17 protein-coding genes are annotated in these 18,171 nt (G+C 37.3%); 5 read left to right on the top strand and 12 right to left on the bottom strand.

All coding sequences use genetic code 11. The features are described from left to right. Nucleotides 1-6 precede the first annotated feature (6 nt). Nucleotides 7-498 (bottom strand): 3'-5' exonuclease, encoded by a 492-nt coding sequence (locus tag CDL10_RS00475; protein WP_100676707.1) that lies wholly within the window; start codon nt 496-498, stop codon nt 7-9. After that, complete coding sequence (locus tag CDL10_RS00480) at nt 495-965, bottom strand: hypothetical protein (protein WP_133119430.1); 471 nt, start codon at nt 963-965, stop codon at nt 495-497. The genes CDL10_RS00475 and CDL10_RS00480 overlap by 4 nt, the downstream gene beginning before the upstream one ends. Nucleotides 966-1,086: 121 nt before the next feature. On the opposite strand from CDL10_RS00480, the gene CDL10_RS00485 reads away from it, so the two are divergent. Genes CDL10_RS00485 through CDL10_RS00495 form a run of 3 tightly spaced genes read left to right on the top strand, consistent with a single transcriptional unit; the run spans nt 1,087 to nt 2,025 of the window. Further along, a complete protein-coding gene (locus tag CDL10_RS00485) occupies nt 1,087-1,458 on the top strand; it encodes a DUF2493 domain-containing protein (protein WP_100676709.1) in 372 nt (123 codons plus the stop codon). Then, nucleotides 1,455-1,808 carry a DUF2493 domain-containing protein gene (locus CDL10_RS00490; protein ID WP_100676710.1) on the top strand — a complete coding sequence of 118 codons (354 nt, stop codon included), beginning with the start codon at nt 1,455-1,457 and terminating at the stop codon, nt 1,806-1,808. The genes CDL10_RS00485 and CDL10_RS00490 overlap by 4 nt, the downstream gene beginning before the upstream one ends. A gap of 10 nt (nt 1,809-1,818) precedes the next feature. Next, nucleotides 1,819-2,025, top strand: a complete 207-nt coding sequence (locus CDL10_RS00495) for a hypothetical protein (protein WP_133119431.1) — start codon at nt 1,819-1,821, stop codon at nt 2,023-2,025. Nucleotides 2,026-2,057: 32 nt separating this feature from the next. Here the strand turns inward: CDL10_RS00495 and CDL10_RS00500 are convergent, their stop codons facing one another. The 4 genes from CDL10_RS00500 to CDL10_RS00515 all read right to left on the bottom strand — a co-directional run bounded on the left by CDL10_RS00500 (nt 2,058) and on the right by CDL10_RS00515 (nt 5,038). Further along, nucleotides 2,058-2,702, bottom strand: a complete 645-nt coding sequence (locus tag CDL10_RS00500) for a hypothetical protein (protein ID WP_100676712.1) — start codon at nt 2,700-2,702, stop codon at nt 2,058-2,060. Between the two features lie 109 nt (nt 2,703-2,811). After that, entirely contained in the window at nt 2,812-3,174 is a 363-nt protein-coding gene (locus tag CDL10_RS00505; protein WP_100676713.1) for a hypothetical protein, read from the bottom strand. 101 nt (nt 3,175-3,275) lie between these two features. Further along, nucleotides 3,276-3,902 (bottom strand): hypothetical protein, encoded by a 627-nt coding sequence (locus tag CDL10_RS00510; protein ID WP_100676714.1) that lies wholly within the window; start codon nt 3,900-3,902, stop codon nt 3,276-3,278. A gap of 245 nt (nt 3,903-4,147) precedes the next feature. Then, complete coding sequence (locus CDL10_RS00515) at nt 4,148-5,038, bottom strand: helix-turn-helix transcriptional regulator (RefSeq protein ID WP_100676715.1); 891 nt, start codon at nt 5,036-5,038, stop codon at nt 4,148-4,150. 122 nt (nt 5,039-5,160) lie between these two features. Between CDL10_RS00515 and CDL10_RS00520 the strand changes: the two genes are divergently transcribed. Beyond that, nucleotides 5,161-6,792 carry an ABC-F family ATP-binding cassette domain-containing protein gene (locus CDL10_RS00520; protein ID WP_100676716.1) on the top strand — a complete coding sequence of 544 codons (1,632 nt, stop codon included), beginning with the start codon at nt 5,161-5,163 and terminating at the stop codon, nt 6,790-6,792. 201 nt (nt 6,793-6,993) lie between these two features. Next, nucleotides 6,994-7,863 (top strand): Na/Pi cotransporter family protein, encoded by an 870-nt coding sequence (locus CDL10_RS00525; protein WP_100676717.1) that lies wholly within the window; start codon nt 6,994-6,996, stop codon nt 7,861-7,863. A 50-nt stretch (nt 7,864-7,913) separates the two neighbouring features. Here the strand turns inward: CDL10_RS00525 and CDL10_RS00530 are convergent, their stop codons facing one another. From CDL10_RS00530 to rplA, 6 genes are all read right to left on the bottom strand, one after another. Further along, entirely contained in the window at nt 7,914-8,210 is a 297-nt protein-coding gene (locus CDL10_RS00530; protein ID WP_100676718.1) for a DUF3467 domain-containing protein, read from the bottom strand. Between the two features lie 3 nt (nt 8,211-8,213). After that, nucleotides 8,214-12,500: a DNA-directed RNA polymerase subunit beta' gene (rpoC, locus tag CDL10_RS00535; RefSeq protein WP_100676719.1), complete on the bottom strand. Its 4,287-nt coding sequence runs from the start codon at nt 12,498-12,500 to the stop codon at nt 8,214-8,216. 78 nt (nt 12,501-12,578) lie between these two features. Further along, nucleotides 12,579-16,391, bottom strand: coding sequence for a DNA-directed RNA polymerase subunit beta (gene rpoB, locus CDL10_RS00540; protein ID WP_100676720.1), 3,813 nt, complete (start codon nt 16,389-16,391; stop codon nt 12,579-12,581). A 123-nt stretch (nt 16,392-16,514) separates the two neighbouring features. Beyond that, entirely contained in the window at nt 16,515-16,883 is a 369-nt protein-coding gene (rplL, locus tag CDL10_RS00545) for a 50S ribosomal protein L7/L12 (RefSeq protein WP_100676721.1), read from the bottom strand. Nucleotides 16,884-16,940: 57 nt separating this feature from the next. Continuing rightward, entirely contained in the window at nt 16,941-17,453 is a 513-nt protein-coding gene (gene rplJ / locus CDL10_RS00550) for a 50S ribosomal protein L10 (RefSeq protein WP_100676722.1), read from the bottom strand. Between the two features lie 26 nt (nt 17,454-17,479). Further along, nucleotides 17,480-18,169, bottom strand: a complete 690-nt coding sequence (gene rplA, locus CDL10_RS00555) for a 50S ribosomal protein L1 (RefSeq protein WP_100676723.1) — start codon at nt 18,167-18,169, stop codon at nt 17,480-17,482. Between the last annotated feature and the right edge of the window lie 2 nt (nt 18,170-18,171).

Genomic DNA, 18,171 nt, shown 5'->3' on the forward strand with positions numbered 1-18,171 from the left:
AATATATTAAAACACCCGCAAAGCAATATGCGCACAGGCTTCGGAATCGGCTAAAGCGTTGTGGTGACTATCTAAATTAAAACCCAAATACTTTGAAACAGTGGGCAGTTTGTGATTGGGTAAATTTGGAAACATTTTTTTTGCTGCTCTGTAAGTACACAAAAACTTATTTTGATGAATTGGCAAATCGTATGCTGACAAAACTGCTTTTAAACAACCTTCATCAAACATACTGTTGTGTGCTACCAAAGGCATATTTATAATGCGTTTGGAAATATCTGTCCATAAACTTGAAAAATCTTGTGCGTTTTCGGTATCGTTAAAAACCAATCCGTGTACCTGGGTGTTCCAATAACTGTAAAAATTGGGAACAGGTTTTATAAGTTGGTAATATTTATCTACCACGATGCCGTTTTCTACAAATACCAACCCGATGCTGCACACACTGCTGCGGTGCTGATTGGCGGTTTCAAAGTCTAAAGCTGCAAAGGTTTTCATTCGGTAATTTTAATTAATTCTGCTTCCCATTGGTAATCTACCGGAATTTCAATCCAAACTGACTGTATCAAAAGGATTTCTTCTATGGAAAGTTTTGAGTAGCACAAAATACAATAAAAAGTATAACAAAACTGAAAGCCATCTAAATTTGTTCCCCGAAAATAATCTACTTCGCTCCAACTTGGATGCTCTTTTCTGTCGGTAAGAAGTTCATAAATTGCTCCATTCCATTCAAAAACAGGGTCGCCTTCTTCGGTGTTGTATTTTTTGTTTAAAGCTTCGTTAAACGTAAAACAGCACAATTTCAGGTCTATATTGTAATCCCAAATTGTTTTGTTTGCTACCATTTGCTTTAACTCTTTTTGTAAGATTTCATACCTCTCAACAGCTTTTGTTTCTTCCAAAGCTATTTTTTCGTTCATAGCTATTAAAGCTGTTTTTTGCTCTTCTGTTATTGTTCTCATCATTGTTGTTTTTGACAAATGTATAACGATGGGCGGACAGAATGTGTCGTATAAATATTTTTATTTTTTTGAAGGACACCGTTTGGCTACCCCTCCCATTAGCTTTGTCAAAAATATTTAATTTATGAAATTAGCAATTATTGGTAGTCGGGGATTTACCGATTATGATTTTTTAAAGAAAAGTGTGTCCGATTTTTTAAAACGTAATTCACTGGTTTGCACTCATATTGTTTCGGGTGGTGCGAAAGGAGCTGATACGCTTGCTTCTCAATATGCAATGGAACATCAATTAGAAATGATTGTTTTTAAACCTGATTGGAAACAATATGGTAAACGTGCGGGCTTTATTAGAAACACAACAATTATTGAAAATGCTGATGTTGTTATAGCATTTTGGGACGGGAATTCCAGCGGTACCAAAGATGCAATAATGAAAGCTATTGCATTGAATAAACGAACAAAAATAAAAATTTACAAACAAAATATTTCTGTATGAAAATAGCAATTGTAGGAAGTAGAACTTTTAATAATTATGAACTACTTTCAAACACCGTAACATCTTATTGCGATGCAAATGACATATTTATTAAAACAGTTGTTTCAGGTGGCGCAAAAGGTGCTGATACTTTGGCAGAACGTTTTGCCGAAGAAAACACTTTGGAAATGAAAATATTTCATCCCAATTGGGAGCTTTTAGGAAGAAATGCTTGTTCTGCCCGAAACACTGAAATCGTTGAATTTGCAGATTTGGTTTTTGCCTTTTGGGATGGAAAATCGCCTGGAACAAAAGATTCTATTACTAAAACTGAAATTTTACAAAAAGAAGTTATTGTTACTTATTTTTAAACATATAAAAATGCCTAAAATCATCATTGATTTAACCGAAGAGGAATACCAGATGATTAAAAAAACAATTAATCACAACGGAAAAACTGATCTGGATAACGAAACTTTTTCTGGTACCGAAATTAAAATAGAAATGACTCCTTTTGGAAATTACCTAACCGTTAAAGGTTATGAAGAATGTAAGATTGAGTTTGTGGGTGTTGAGTTTAGGGAATAAAAAATCTGTTCAGTGAACAGATTTTTTAACATTTATTTTGTTCTAAGTAAATAAAAATAATAGTCGGTGAGATAAGGTTCTTTAACCTGAACTTTCACTATTTCCATTAAATCACATTCGTAATCTTTTAAATCACATATTACTTTGTTAAAAGAATCTTTCAAATTCTGTTGCCAATTATTATCATTTGAAAGGTGTTTCGATAAATTAGTTTTAATATTCCATTTATCATCAAACTCTTTTTTTTCTTTTGAATTCCAGTCTGCCACTATTAAAATAAACATATCACTTTTTCTGTCTTTAAATTCAGACAAAATGCTCTGCTTATAATCAGAAAAATTATTCCGATGTTTTGGAAAGTGATATTTTAATTCAATATTGTATGTTTTTGGCTTTAATTCTTTCTTACATTCAACTAATAAATGTAGGTCTGTTATAGATAAATCAACTCTATTGCTACTCTTTCTTTTATCTTCTCCATTATTTTTCTGTACTCTTGGATGTTCGGCAAAAGCTCTGAATTGTTCATTTGCATATTTTTCATTGTATAACTCTAAAATTGCGTTCCGTATGATTCCTTCTTGTTTTAAATTTGAATAATTGGTGTTTATTTTTTCTAACACGTTTTCAAAATCATCTGATTTGATGATGTTGTGAATTTGATCTGATATATTCATTATATTATTCTTATTAAACTTCCACTTTATTTTTCACAAACTTTAAAATAGTAAATAGAACTCTAAATTACAAATGTACTTTCTACTTGTAGATTAAATGAATTCAAACTTAAATAATTGATAAAAATCCGTATAATTGATTTTTAGTTAACGAACCGTCTATATAATATTTTACATTTCCATAATTTTTATCTTTAATCTCAGAACCATCTATGTAATAACGTAATGACCCATATTTTGATTTTTCTTTAACCTCATCACGGTCAATAAAGTATTTTACATTCCCATATCTACTTTTTTCTTTTATCTCGTTTCCGTTGATATAAAATTTAACGGAACCATATTTTGATTTTTCCTTAACTTCTGATCCATCAATATAGAATAGGGTTGTACCATATTTTTTATCTTTTATTTCATTTCCATCAATGTAAAATAGAGTTTTTCCGTATTTTTTGCCTTTAATCTCAGCCATAATATTACATTTTATAATTTGCCTACTCTATTCGGTTTTCAGCATTCCCGTTTTTTTCTTTTTAAAGATAGCATATTTTAAAATGATAATTAACATTTACATTAAACATCCATAAAATGTTGGTATTTCACTTCTAATTCTGCCCATAAATGATTGATCTTTAAAACATCTTGATGACTCCAATTACTCAAATCCCACAAATAATGCATAGGACGCGATACAAAATCATTGGAGAAATGCTCACGATAAAGTGAATAGTCATTATAATTTATCTCTTTATCAACGCCAAAAGCATCATTATCTTCCGTAGTTTCTAAACATCGTAACAAATGCTCTTTCCAATACATCATCAAAACTTCTTCAATTCCATGATCTATTTCGTACTTTTCTCCGCCAACATCTTCATAGAAAAAGGGAGTTACGATTGCTTCAATCTCAAAATCGTGTAAAAAAGTATCTTTTCCGCCAACTCTTTTTTGCAAGACTTCTCGTAAATCGTTAGCTTCTTTGGATAACTTTTTGAAACAGTTCCAAATTAAATCGTTTAACTTAAGAAATTTTTCCTTTGTTTCAGATGTCCATTTAAATTCAGCATCAAGCTTTCTTTTTCTAATGTCAAGCAAATCTTCAATTTCCTCATCATCAAAACGTCTTTTTTTAAAAAGTTCAATAATTAGCTTGTCTAATTCTTCAATACTTAAATCCATATACTTATTAAATTCTTCCATAACTTTTATTATATCTTCAAAATTAGTTTGAGTAACAGACAAACCACGTCCATCATAAAAACTATTTTACGTTCGTTTGATTATCTAATTTAACACGTTACTTCGAGTGAAATTTCTGTAGCGGTTAAAGAAAAAGATAAGTGGACTTTAGATGAAAAAATAACTCCGACAGAGTTTTGAACTCTGTCGGAGCTATTAGTAATTTTTTCTCCTACTATTTTGGATACATCCTTTTTAAATCAAAATCAACTTTTGTATTTTTCATACAGTTCATTCACTTGTTCACGTACATTTTCTCGTAACGATTGTGGTTCCAACACTTCACAAATAGTACCGTGACGCATAATTTCCATCACAAAATCGTTGGTGGGATGCATAAAAAGTTCAACAATAAAAGTATCTTCGGTTTCATTTACAATTTTTTGCGATGCGTGAAACGGTAAGGATTTCACGTATTCTTTTTGACCGTTATCGAATTTCAAAATAATTTTTACGGGCTCGTTATAACATTCGATACCAAAAGCATAGCGGTACATTTTTTCAATATTTGCAGCTGGCGCTTGCTTTTTTTGTCGGGTAACGGTAAAATTTGTCAATCGGTCTAAACCATAATTTCTAAAGGCTTTTTTGTCCAAATCATAACCTATCAAATAATAGCGATTTTGCGATTCTTTAATGGCGACGGGCACACAACGTCTTTGTGATGCTGGTTTCCAATAGCTATTGAGCTGAAAAGTAACCACCAATTGGTTTTGAATAGCGTGTACAATTCCATTGAAAAACTCGGTACCTTTTGATTTGCGTTTTTCCAAATAAATGTAATTGCCTACTGTTTTGGATTGTTGTAAAAGTGCCACGGTATCAAATGCTTCCATAAGTCGGTCGAGATGCGAGTCCTCAGATTCATCTGTTATTTCGTACACATTTTCGCGTTTGTTGTATCCAATTTCAATGCCCCACAATGTAGCAATCTCATCACAATCTCTTTGAAAAGTGCGATGACTTATCGTTAAATTGTATTCTATTTCACGCTCTTTATCTAATAGGAAATCATTTATTTGTTGAAAATTTGCGGGTTTGTTTCGTAGAAATTCAACAATTAAAAATTGTCTTTTTATAGAATCTTGTTTTGCCATAATTATCTATTTTGATCAAAGATAATCAGAGTGATGGACAAAGTATGTCGTTTAAAAACAAAATCCTGTAAAAATCATAAATTTACCGTTATCTTTGCTGTTTCAAAAACTTTAGCAATAAGATGATTACAGTCAATGATATTTCCGTACAGTTTGGAGGCACAACTTTGTTTAGTGATGTCTCTTTTTCGATAAACGAAACCGACAAAATAGCTTTAATGGGAAAAAACGGAGCGGGTAAATCTACTTTGCTCAAAATCATAGCAGGGGCGAACAAACCGAGTACAGGAAATATTTCTGCACCGAAAGAAACGGTTATTGCTTATCTTCCTCAGCATTTACTAACTAAAGATAATGCGACTGTTTTTGAGGAAACTTCAAAGGCTTTTTCAGATATTTTCAAAATGCGTGATGAGATTGAAAATATCAATAACCAGCTCACTATCCGTACAGATTACGAAAGCGATGAGTATATGAAACTTATCGAAAAGGTATCAGAATTATCTGAAAAATTTTATTCGATTGAAGAGGTAAATTATGAAGCTGAAGTTGAAAAAGTCTTAAAAGGGTTAGGTTTTACAAGAGAAGATTTCATTCGTCCGACTTCAGAATTTTCAGGAGGTTGGAGAATGAGAATTGAATTAGCCAAAATTCTTCTCCAAAAACCCGATTTGATTTTGCTTGATGAGCCTACTAACCACATGGATATTGAAAGTATCGAATGGTTGGAAGATTTCCTGATAAATTCAGCAAAAGCTGTTATTGTAATTTCCCACGACAGGGCTTTTGTGGACAATATTACCAACCGAACAATCGAGGTTACAATGGGACGTATTTACGATTACAAAGCTAAATATTCTCACTATCTGGAACTTCGTAAGGATAGAAGAATACATCAACAAAAGGCATATGATGAGCAACAGAAATTCATTGCAGAAAATCAGGCTTTTATAGAACGTTTCCGAGGTACTTTTTCTAAAACCGAACAGGTGCAGTCGCGTGTACGTATGTTGGAAAAATTAGTTTTAGTGGAAGTTGATGAAGTGGATAATTCAGCTTTGCGACTGAAATTTCCTCCGTCTCCGAGAAGTGGTCAATATCCCGTAGTTGTTGAGGATTTGTCGAAATCGTATGATAATCACGTGGTATTTCAAAATGCAAATATGGTTATCGAGCGAGGGCAAAAAGTGGCTTTTGTCGGGAAGAACGGAGAAGGAAAATCCACGATGATTAAGGCGATAATGAAAGAAATTGATTTTGAGGGAAAACTCGAAGTCGGACACAATGTTCAGGTTGGATATTTTGCACAAAATCAAGCATCTTTGCTGGACGGAGAACTTACGGTTTTCGACACAATTGACAGAATTGCAGTAGGAGATATCCGTTCTAAAATCAAAGATTTGTTGGGAGCTTTTATGTTTTCGGGAGATGATACGACTAAAAAAGTAAAAGTGCTTTCGGGAGGAGAAAAGACGAGGTTGGCAATGATTAAATTGCTTTTAGAGCCTGTCAATGTGCTAATTCTCGATGAGCCGACCAATCATTTAGACATGAAAACCAAAGACATTATTAAAGATGCGTTGAGGGATTTTGACGGAACGCTTATCTTGGTTTCCCACGACAGGGATTTCCTGGACGGATTAGTTACCAAAGTTTTTGAGTTTGGAAATAAAAGGGTAAAAGAACATTTCGAAGACATCAAAGGGTTCCTTGCTCTTAAGAAAATGGAAAACCTTCGGGAAATTGAAAAGTAAAACACCATGCCATTCCGACAAAGCAAGACACGAGCGACGAGGAATCTGAATCAATAGATATAGATTTTTCATTTCGTTTCGTTCAGAATGACAGGGGAAATATAGTTTATAATTATGTCATTCGAAACATTCCAAACCATCATCATTATTATTGCTGCCATTTCGTTGTTCATTTACGGATTGTAGAGTTTCAGCCACGAAATCGAGAATTTCGGAGTGGAAAGGCTTCAGAAATGGATTGGTAAAATAACAAAAATCCCGTTGGGTGGGTTTCTGCTTGGAGGAATCATAACCGCTGTTGTTCAGTCGAGTACAATGGTTTCGTCGCTTACGGTTTCGTTAGTAAGTTCGGGTGTTTTATCATTTAAGGACAGTTTGCTTATTCTTCTCGGAACGAATGTCGGAACAACTGCAACGGGTTGGATTGTTACTTTTCAGTCGAATTTGTTAGGACCGATTTTTATTGTATTGGGAACGCTTATCAGTATGATTCCGACACGAATTGCCACATTAGGAAAGTCAATTTTTTACTTCGGATTTATATTTTTCTCGCTTACATTTATCAGTCAGGCAATGGAGCCTTTGCGAAACGACCCTTTGCTTGTCGAAATATTATCCAAAGCCTCTAATCCGTTGTTGGGAATTCTGTACGGAATTGTAATTACTGTAATTATTCAGTCGAGTTCGGTAGTAGTCGGATTGGTAATTGTGTTGATTTCGCAGGGAGTTATTACACTTGATTCTGCCATTCCGATTGTGGTTGGAGCTAATATCGGAACAACCTCAACAGCTTTGTTAGTAAGCTTTAAACTTTCGCCTTTGTCGAGATTAACAGCACTTTCTGCCTCTACATTCAACCTGATTGGCGTGTTGTTGTTACTGCCTTTCCTGAGTACTTTAGAACGTTTTGTCGAAAGTATAACCTCAAATCCTACGGTTCAGGTAGCTTTGGCTTTTACGATTTCGAATACATTGACTTCGATTTTCTTTTTGATATTCCTCAGTCCGACCATAAAATTGCTTAAAAAACACAGGTGGTATAAGGAAGCAATGATTGATATGAAGAAATAACAAAAGACCTCAAAGCAAGCTTTGAGGTCTTTATTTATATAATCTTTTGATTATGCTTGTCCTGTCGGTCCAAAAGTAATATTCGGAACATCATCAGAAACAGAACCGTACTGAGATTCAAATCTCGCCACGTTTTCCTGTAACGCTCTCAAAAGTCTTTTTGCATGCTGCGGAGTTAAAATAATCCGCGAACGAACCTTAGACTTTTGTAAGCCGGGCATCACATTGACAAAATCTAAAACAAACTCTGATGCTGAATGATTGATAATAGCCAGATTGGCGTACACGCCTTGTGCTGTTTGTTCATCAAGCTCAATATTAATTTGTATTTTCTTTTCTTCTGCCATGCCTTACAGTTTTATTTCCGCCGGTTCCGTTTCTTTAGAGCCTACAATAATATTATCATATACTCTCATACCAGTTCCTGCAGGAATTCTGTGTCCTACAATTACATTTTCTTTCAATCCAAGCAAATGGTCTTCTTTTCCGGCAACAGCTGCTTCGTTAAGCACTTTTGTTGTTTCCTGGAATGAAGCTGCCGATATGAACGACTTGGTTTGCAACGATGCTCTGGTAATACCCTGCAACACTGGTGTCGCCGTAGCCAAAACCACATCACGAGCATCAACAAGGTTTTTATCCTCTCTTTTGAGAATAGAATTTTCATCTCTCAATTCTCTGACAGAAATGATTTGACCTTCTTTCAACGTCGTTGAATCACCTGCATTTTCTACCACTTTCATACCGAATAGCCGGTCGTTTTCACGGATAAAATCAGATTTGTGTGCTAACTGATTTTCAAGGAACAATGTATCTCCCGGATCTTGAATCTGTACCTTCTGCATCATCTGGCGGATAACCACTTCAAAGTGTTTGTCATTGATTTTCACACCTTGCAGACGATATACTTCCTGAATTTCGTTCACGAGATATTGTTGTACCGCTGACGGCCCCTGGATAGACAAAATATCATCTGGAGTAATAGCCCCGTCAGACAATGACATTCCTGCTTTAACGAAGTCATTTTCCTGAACCAGAATCTGATTTGATAATTTTACCAGATATTTTCTGATATCTCCGGTTCTTGATTCGATAATAATCTCACGGTTACCTCTTTTGATTTTACCAAAAGACACCACACCATCAATCTCCGCTACTACTGCAGGATTAGACGGGTTACGAGCTTCAAGCAACTCGGTAATTCTTGGTAAACCTCCGGTAATATCCCCCGCTTTAGAAGACCTTCTCGGAATTTTCACCAATACTTTTCCTGCTTTCACTTTATCTCCGTCTTCAACCATAAGGTGTGCCCCTACCGGAAGGTTATACGAACGTATCAACTCATCATTTTTGTCGTAAATATGAAGTGTCGGAACTAACTTTTTGTTTCTTGATTCGCTGATTACCTTTTCCTGGAATCCGGTTTGCTCATCGATTTCAACCAAGTAAGTTTGTCCCTGCTCAATGTCTTCATAGGTTACTTTACCTGCATATTCTGATACGATTACCCCATTATAAGGGTCCCATTTACATATCACAGTATCTTTTTCTACAACGTCGCCATCTTTTACAAAAATAGTCGAACCATAAGGGATATGATGTGTATTTAATACGTTTCCGGTATTCACATCTGCCAATTTTAATTCGGCAGAACGAGAAATAACGATGTCCACTTTGTTTCCTTCGTTGTCTTCACCTTTTACCACTTTAAGGTCATCGATTTCTAACCTACCGGCAAATTTTGTTTTAATAGTAGATACCTCAGAGATGTTACCCGCTGTACCTCCCACGTGGAATGTACGCAACGTCAGCTGAGTACCCGGCTCACCAATAGATTGTGCCGCGATAACACCAACTGCCTCACCTCTTTGTGCCATCTTACCTGTCGCTAAATTTCGACCGTAACATTTTGCACATATTCCGCGTTCGGCTTCACAGGTTAATGCTGACCTCACTTCGATTTGCTCAATAGGTGATTCGTTGATTGATTTGGCGTGTGATTCTAAAATTTCTTCTCCGGCAGCAACGATAACTTCGTTATTTAACGGATTAATCACATCGTTCAATGCTACACGTCCTAATACTCTTTCTCCAAGAGATTCTACAATCTCTTCGTTTTTCTTCAATGCTTCAAATTCAACACCTCTCAATGTTCCACAATCTTCGGTATTAACAACCACATCTTGTGCTACATCATGCAAACGACGAGTTAAATATCCGGCATCGGCTGTTTTCAAAGCGGTATCCGCCAAACCTTTACGTGCACCATGCGTAGAGATAAAGTATTCCAAAATCGACAATCCTTCTTTAAAGTTTGCCAAAATCGGGTTTTCGATAATATCTCCACCTGCAGAGTTGGATTTTTTCGGCTTAGCCATCAATCCACGCATACCGGTTAGCTGACGAATCTGCTCTTTTGAACCCCTTGCTCCGGAATCCAACATCATATATACTGAGTTGAATCCTTGCTTATCCTCACGGATATTTTTCAAAGCAAGCTCAGTAAGCAATGCATTTGTAGATGTCCAAACGTCAATTACCTGATTGTAACGCTCATTGTTGGTAATTAATCCCATGTTATAGTTCATGGTAATTCCATCAACCTGTTGATTAGCATCGTCAATCAAGGCTTGTTTTTGCTCTGGAATCATGATATCGCCAAGTGAGAAAGACAACCCGCCTTTGAATGCGTAGTTATACCCCATTGATTTGATATCATCAAGGAATTTAGCCGTAGTCGGCACATCGGTTACCGCCAATACTCTACCGATAATATCTCTCAATGATTTTTTGGTCAATACTTCGTTGATATATCCTACTTTTTCAGGCACTACTTCATTGAACAATACTCTACCTGCCGTAGTTTCCACTACCGCATTTTTCAACTCTCCGGATTCGTCCAGCACTTTGGTTTTTACCTTAATTTCTGCGTTCAGTACCAATCGTCCTTCATTCATAGCGATGTTTACTTCTTCAGCAGAGTAGAAAGTCAATCCTTCTCCTTTGATTGGTTCTTCCGGAGTAGATTTTTTTCCTTTGGTCATATAATATAACCCCAAAACCATATCCTGAGATGGTACGGTAATCGGAGCTCCGTTGGCAGGGTTCAGGATATTGTGTGATGCCAACATTAACAATTGTGACTCTAATATCGCTTCAGGCCCTAATGGCAAGTGTACCGCCATCTGGTCACCATCGAAATCCGCATTAAACGCCGTACACACCAATGGGTGCAAGCGAATCGCTTTACCTTCAATCAGGGTTGGCTGGAATGCCTGGATACCTAATCTGTGAAGCGTAGGAGCACGGTTTAACAATACCGGATGTCCTTTAATCACGTTTTCCAGAATATCCCAAACAACAGGTTCTTTTCTGTCGATGATTTTCTTGGCTGATTTCACTGTTTTTACAATTCCTCTTTCAATCAATTTCCTGATTACAAAAGGTTTGTACAGTTCTGCCGCCATATTTTTCGGCAAACCGCATTCATATAATTTCAATTCAGGTCCAACGACAATTACCGAACGAGCGGAGTAATCTACACGTTTACCCAACAAGTTTTGACGGAAACGCCCTTGTTTTCCTTTTAATGAATCAGACAAAGATTTCAAAGGTCTTTGTGACTCAGTTTTTACTGCGGTTGCTTTTCTTGTATTATCGAACAAAGAGTCCACCGCTTCCTGCAACATACGTTTTTCATTACGTAGAATTACTTCCGGAGCTTTGATTTCCATCAAACGTTTCAAACGATTGTTACGAATGATTACACGACGGTATAAGTCGTTCAAATCAGATGTAGCAAAACGACCTCCGTCTAATGGCACCAACGGACGCAATTCTGGCGGGATAACCGGGATAACTTTCAAAATCATCCACTCTGGCTTGTTCTCTTTATCAATGTTAGATTCTCTGAAAGCCTCCACAACCTGAAGTCTTTTCAAAGCCTCTGTCTTTCTTTGTTTAGAGGTTTCATGGTTAGCCGCATGACGCAATTGATACGATAGTGCATCTAAATCAATACGTTGCAATAAGTCCATGATGCACTCGGCCCCCATTTTCGCGATAAATTTATTTGGGTCGGTTTCTTCCAAATATTGATTTTCTATCGGCAGAGTTTCCAGTATATCCAGATATTCTTCTTCGGTAAGGAAATCCATTTCTTTGACAGGTTCGCCCTCAGGTGTTTTAGCAATACCCGGCTGGATAACAACATATCTTTCGTAATAGATAATCATATCCAGTTTTTTGGAAGGTAATCCTAAAAGGTAACCTATTTTGTTAGGTAAAGAACGGAAATACCAGATATGTGCAATCGGAACAACCAGATTGATATGCCCGACACGGTCTCTCCGTACCTTTTTCTCGGTTACTTCTACCCCACAACGGTCGCAGACGATTCCTTTATATCTGATTCTTTTATATTTACCACAAGCACATTCATAATCTTTAACCGGTCCAAAAATCCGCTCACAGAACAAGCCGTCTCTTTCGGGTTTGTGCGTACGGTAATTAATGGTTTCTGGCTTAAGCACTTCCCCTCTGGACTCTGCTAATATAGACTCCGGTGAAGCTAATCCAATAGTGATTTTATTAAATCTCTTAATGGTGTTTTTGTCTTTATTTCTGTTTGTTGTCATATCAACTTGTTGGTTTTGATGTTCAAGGTTTAAAGTTCAAGACACAATGTCTCAAACTTTAAACTTCAAACAATAGAATTATTCTTCTAATCTGATATCTAATGCCAATCCTTTCAATTCATGCATCAATACATTGAATGATTCCGGTAATCCAGGTTCAGGCATAGCCTCACCTTTCACGATTGCCTCGTAAGTTTTGGCTCTTCCGATAACGTCATCAGATTTAACCGTCAATATTTCACGTAATGTGCTGGAAGCTCCGTAAGCCTCCAATGCCCATACCTCCATTTCTCCGAAACGCTGACCTCCGAACTGAGCTTTACCTCCGAGCGGTTGTTGCGTAATCAATGAGTAAGGTCCGATAGAACGTGCGTGCATTTTATCATCAACCATGTGTCCGAGTTTCAACATATAGATAACTCCGACTGTGGCTTTCTGGTCAAAACGCTCACCTGTACCACCGTCATACAAATAAGTATGTCCGTATTGCGGAACGCCTGCTTCTTCGGTCAGTCTGTCTATTTCGTTGATGGTCGCTCCGTCAAAAATCGGTGTAGCAAATTTTTTGCCTAATCTTTGTCCGGCCCAGCCCAAAACAGTTTCATAAATCTGACCAATGTTCATACGTGATGGTACCCCAAGTGGGTTCAACACGATATCAACCGGTGTTCCATCTTCGAGGAATGGCATATCTTCGTCTCTTACGATTTTGGCAACAATACCTTTGTTTCCGTGACGACCTGCCATTTTATCCCCTACTCTTAATTTTCGTTTTTTGGCGATATAAACCTTAGCTAATTTCAGGATACCTGATGGTAATTCATCTCCTACGGTAATCATGAATTTCTCGCGACGCAATGCTCCCTGCAAGTCGTTCAGTTTGATTTTGTAGTTGTGAACCAATTCTGATATCAGCTGGTTGGTATGTTCATCAGTTGTCCATTGTCCTTTGGTCAAGTGGGCAAAATCTTCTACGGCGTTTAACATTTTAAGAGTGAATTTCTTCCCTTTCGGCAATACTTCTTCTCCTAAATCGTTCATCACACCTTGTGAAGTTTTTCCGTTTACCAACTGGAATAATTTTTCAATCAGGCGGTCTTTGAGCTCGGTAAACTTAACTTCGAACTTGTTTTCAAGAGCAGCTATATCTTCTTTGTCCTGAGCTCTTTTTCGTTTGTCTTTTACCGCTCTGGCAAATAATTTTTTGTCCAGAACAACTCCGTTCAATGAAGGTGATGCTTTCAAAGATGCGTCTTTTACATCTCCGGCTTTGTCTCCAAATATAGCTCTTAAGAGTTTTTCCTCCGGTGTCGGGTCAGATTCTCCTTTCGGTGTGATTTTTCCGATAAGAATATCTCCCGGCTTCACTTCTGCTCCGATACGAATCATACCGTTTTCGTCCAAATCTTTGGTAGCTTCTTCCGATACGTTTGGTATGTCGTTGGTTAACTCTTCGTTACCTAATTTGGTATCTCTCACTTCAAGCGTGTAATCATCAATGTGGATAGACGTGAAAATATCATCTCTTACCACTTTTTCTGAAATCACAATCGCATCTTCGAAGTTGTATCCTTTCCAAGGCATAAACGCCACCAAAAGGTTTCTTCCAAGAGCCAACTCTCCGTTTTGAGTGGCATATCCTTCACATAAAACCTGCCCTTTGCTCACTCTGTCACCTTTTCTTACGATAGGTTTCAGGTTGATACTGGTACTTTGGTTGGTTTTACGGAATTTAATTAAGTTATATGTTTTTTCGTCCGAATCGAAGCTCACTAATCTGTCTTCGTCTGTACGTTCATATTTAATCGTAATTTTCTGTGCATCTACATAAACCACTTCGCCTTCGCCTTCTGCGTTAATCAACACACGAGAGTCGATAGCTACTTGCTTTTCAAGCCCTGTACCTACGATTGGTGAATCTGGTCTTAATAACGGCACAGCTTGTCGCATCATGTTTGACCCCATCAATGCACGGTTCGCATCATCGTGTTCCAAGAACGGGATTAACGAAGCTGAGATAGAAGCAATCTGATTAGGGGCTACGTCGGTATAGTTCAACTCTACCGGCTCAACAACAGGGAAATCAGCATCTTGCTTAGCCACTACACGCTCTGCAGTGATTTTTCCTTTGTCGTCCATTTCAACGTTTGCCTGTGCAATCAGTTTCTCTTCTTCTTCTTCGGCAGATAAATAAACTGGTTCTCCAACAAGATCCACTTTACCGTTTTTAACAGGTCGGTATGGTGTTTCGATGAATCCCATGCCGTTTACTTTTGCATAAACTGCCAAAGAGGAAATCAAACCAATGTTTGGTCCTTCCGGCGTTTCAATCGGACATAGACGTCCGTAATGCGTATAGTGAACGTCACGCACCTCGAAACCTGCTCTTTCTCTGGATAATCCGCCTGGTCCTAATGCAGACAAACGACGTTTGTGTGTAATCTCTGCCAACGGATTGGTTTGATCCATGAACTGAGATAACTGATTCGTTCCGAAGAATGAGTTGATGACAGATGATAATGTTTTTGCATTAATCAAATCAATCGGTGTGAACACTTCGTTGTCACGAACGTTCATTCGTTCACGGATTGTTCTCGCCATACGAGCCAACCCTACTCCGAATTGGGCAGAAAGCTGCTCGCCCACTGTTCTCACACGACGGTTAGAAAGGTGGTCGATATCATCAATCTCTGCTTTGGAGTTGATTAATTCAATCAGATATTTTACAATGGTAATGATGTCTTCTTTGGTCAAAACCTGCTTGTCCATCGAAGTATCTAACCCTAATTTTTTGTTCATTCTGTAACGACCAACTTCGCCTAAGTTGTAACGCTGGTCAGAGAAGAACAATTTGTCGATAATACCGCGTGCGGTTTCCTCATCAGGTGGTTCTGCATTACGCAACTGACGATAGATGTGCTCTACTGCTTCTTTTTCAGAGTTGGTAGGATCTTTTTGTAGGGTGTTGTGGATGATAGTATAATCAGCCTGATTGTTGTCTTCCTTATGAAGAAGGATAGATTTTACATTAGCATCTAAGATTTCTTCGATATTATCTTTATCCAAAATTGTGTCGCGGTCTAAGATAATTTCATTTCTCTCGATAGATACTACTTCTCCGGTATCCTCGTCCACGAAATCCTCATGCCATGTATTCAAAACACGAGCGGCAAGGCTTCTTCCGATATGTTTTTTCAATCCAGCTTTAGTTACTTTAATTTCTTCTGCTAAATCAAAAATTTCGAGAATATCCTTATCGCGTTCAAATCCGATAGCACGGAACAATGTGGTTACAGGTAATTTTTTCTTACGGTCGATGTAAGCATACATTACGCTGTTGATGTCGGTAGCAAATTCAATCCATGAACCTTTGAAAGGGATTACACGGGCTGAATATAATTTGGTACCGTTGGCATGGAAAGATTGTCCGAAGAATACACCAGGTGAACGATGCAATTGTGACACAACAACTCGCTCCGCTCCATTGATTACAAAGGTACCGCTTGGTGTCATATATGGTATGGTACCGAGATATACATCCTGAACGATAGTTTCGAAATCCTCATGCTCGGGGTCGGTACAATACAGTTTCAGTCTCGCTTTGAGCGGCACACTGTAAGTAAGCCCTCTATCGATACATTCTTCGATAGGATAGCGTGGTGGATCAACGAAATAATCCAAAAACTCCAATACAAATTGATTACGTGTATCTGTAATTGGGAAGTTTTCCATGAAGGTTTTGTATAATCCTTCATTGCCTCTTTCTGCCGATTTGGTTTCTAATTGGAAAAAATCTCTAAACGATTTTACTTGAATGTCCAAAAAGTCCGGGAATGGCGGAATGTTTTTTGTCGAGGCAAAATTTAATCTTTCAGTCTGATTTGTAATCATCAATGGAAAAAATTTTGTTAATAGTTTGTTATATAGTCGTACTAATGTCTTAATACGCAAAATGGTTTAGACCTTTGAGAGCTCTTCTCAAGGTCTAAACCGTAGAGTTTAAAAGTATGTTGACTACTTCAATTCAACAGTAGCTCCGGCTTCTTCAAGGGCATTTTTCAATCCTTCTGCCTCTTCTTTGCTTACGCCTTCTTTGATGTTTGCTGGTGTAGAATCAACCATTTCTTTAGATTCTTTCAATCCAAGACCTGTTAATTCTTTAACAGCTTTAACTACTGCTAATTTAGAAGCTCCTGCTTCTTTCAACACAACAGTGAATTCTGTTTGCTCTTCAGCACCACCTTCAGCACCTCCACCTGCTACTACAACTGCTGCAGCTGCTGGCTCAATACCATACTCGTCTTTTAAGATATCTGCTAGTTCATTAACTTCTTTTACTGTTAAGCTAACTAATTGTTCTGCGAATTGTTTCAAATCTGCCATTTTTCTATCTTTTAATTTGATTTATAATTTGTTAATTGTGCGTTCTCGCTTTGGTAATTATTCTTGTGTTGCTGTTTCTTCTGCCTCTGCTGTTTCTTCACGATTTTGTAGAGCAGCAATAACTCTTTGTGCAGGAGATTTAAGCAACGAAATGATTTCTCCGATAACTTCTTCTTTAGATTTAAGAGCGGCTAATCCGTCTAATTCTTTATCTCCGACATAAATTTCTTCGTTGATATAAGCTCCTTTGAGAACAGGCTTATCAGATTTTTTTCTAAACTCTTTGATAATTTTAGCTGGTGCGTTAGCCACTTCTGCAAACATAATAGAAGTATTTCCTTTCAATACAGAAGGTAATTCTCCAAATTCTTTGTCAGAGGCTTCCATTGCTTTTGCAAGGAAAGTGTTTTTAACCACAGCCAATTTAATCCCGCCTTTGAAGCAGGCTCTACGTAGTTTAGAAGTAGTATCAGCATTAAGTTCAGATATATCTGCAAGGTAAACAATATTGTTCTCCGCTAATTGTGCAGTTAAATCTTTTATCGCTGTTGCTTTTTCTTCTCTAGTCATAACTATAAATAATTTTTAACTGCCAATTATATTGCCTTAGGGTCTAAAGCGATAGCGGGACTCATTGTACTGGATATATAAATTGATTTAATATATGTACCTTTTGCCGCAGTTGGCTTCATTTTGATTAATGTTTGAACGATTTCGATAACATTATCTGCTATTTTATCAGCTTCGAAAGAAACTTTTCCTACAGCAGCATGCACGATTCCGGTTTTATCTACTTTAAAGTCGATTTTACCAGCTTTTACTTCTTGTACAGCTTTTCCTACTTCCATGGTTACAGTACCGGTTTTCGGGTTAGGCATCAAGCCTCTTGGTCCTAAGATTCTACCCAACGGTCCTAATTTCCCCATAACTGCAGGCATAGTGATGATTACATCAACATCTGTCCAACCGTCTTTGATTTTTTGCAGGTAGTCATCTAATCCTACATAATCTGCTCCGGCTGCTTTAGCTTCTTCTTCTCTGTCTGGAGTAACCAAAGCTAATACTTTCACATCTTTTCCTGTACCGTGAGGTAATGTTACCACTCCCCTAACCATTTGGTTAGCTTTACGAGGATCTACTCCTAAACGAACTGCTACATCTACAGATTCATCAAATTTTGCTGAAGCAACTTCTTTCAATAACGCAGAAGCTTCTTTGATGCCGTATAATTTAGACTTTTCTATTTTTGAAGCAGCCTCTTTTTGTTTTTTTGTCAATTTTGCCATTT

It is taken from the genome of Avrilella dinanensis (assembly GCF_002807015.1).
Classification (GTDB): domain Bacteria; phylum Bacteroidota; class Bacteroidia; order Flavobacteriales; family Flavobacteriaceae; genus Flavobacterium; species Flavobacterium dinanensis.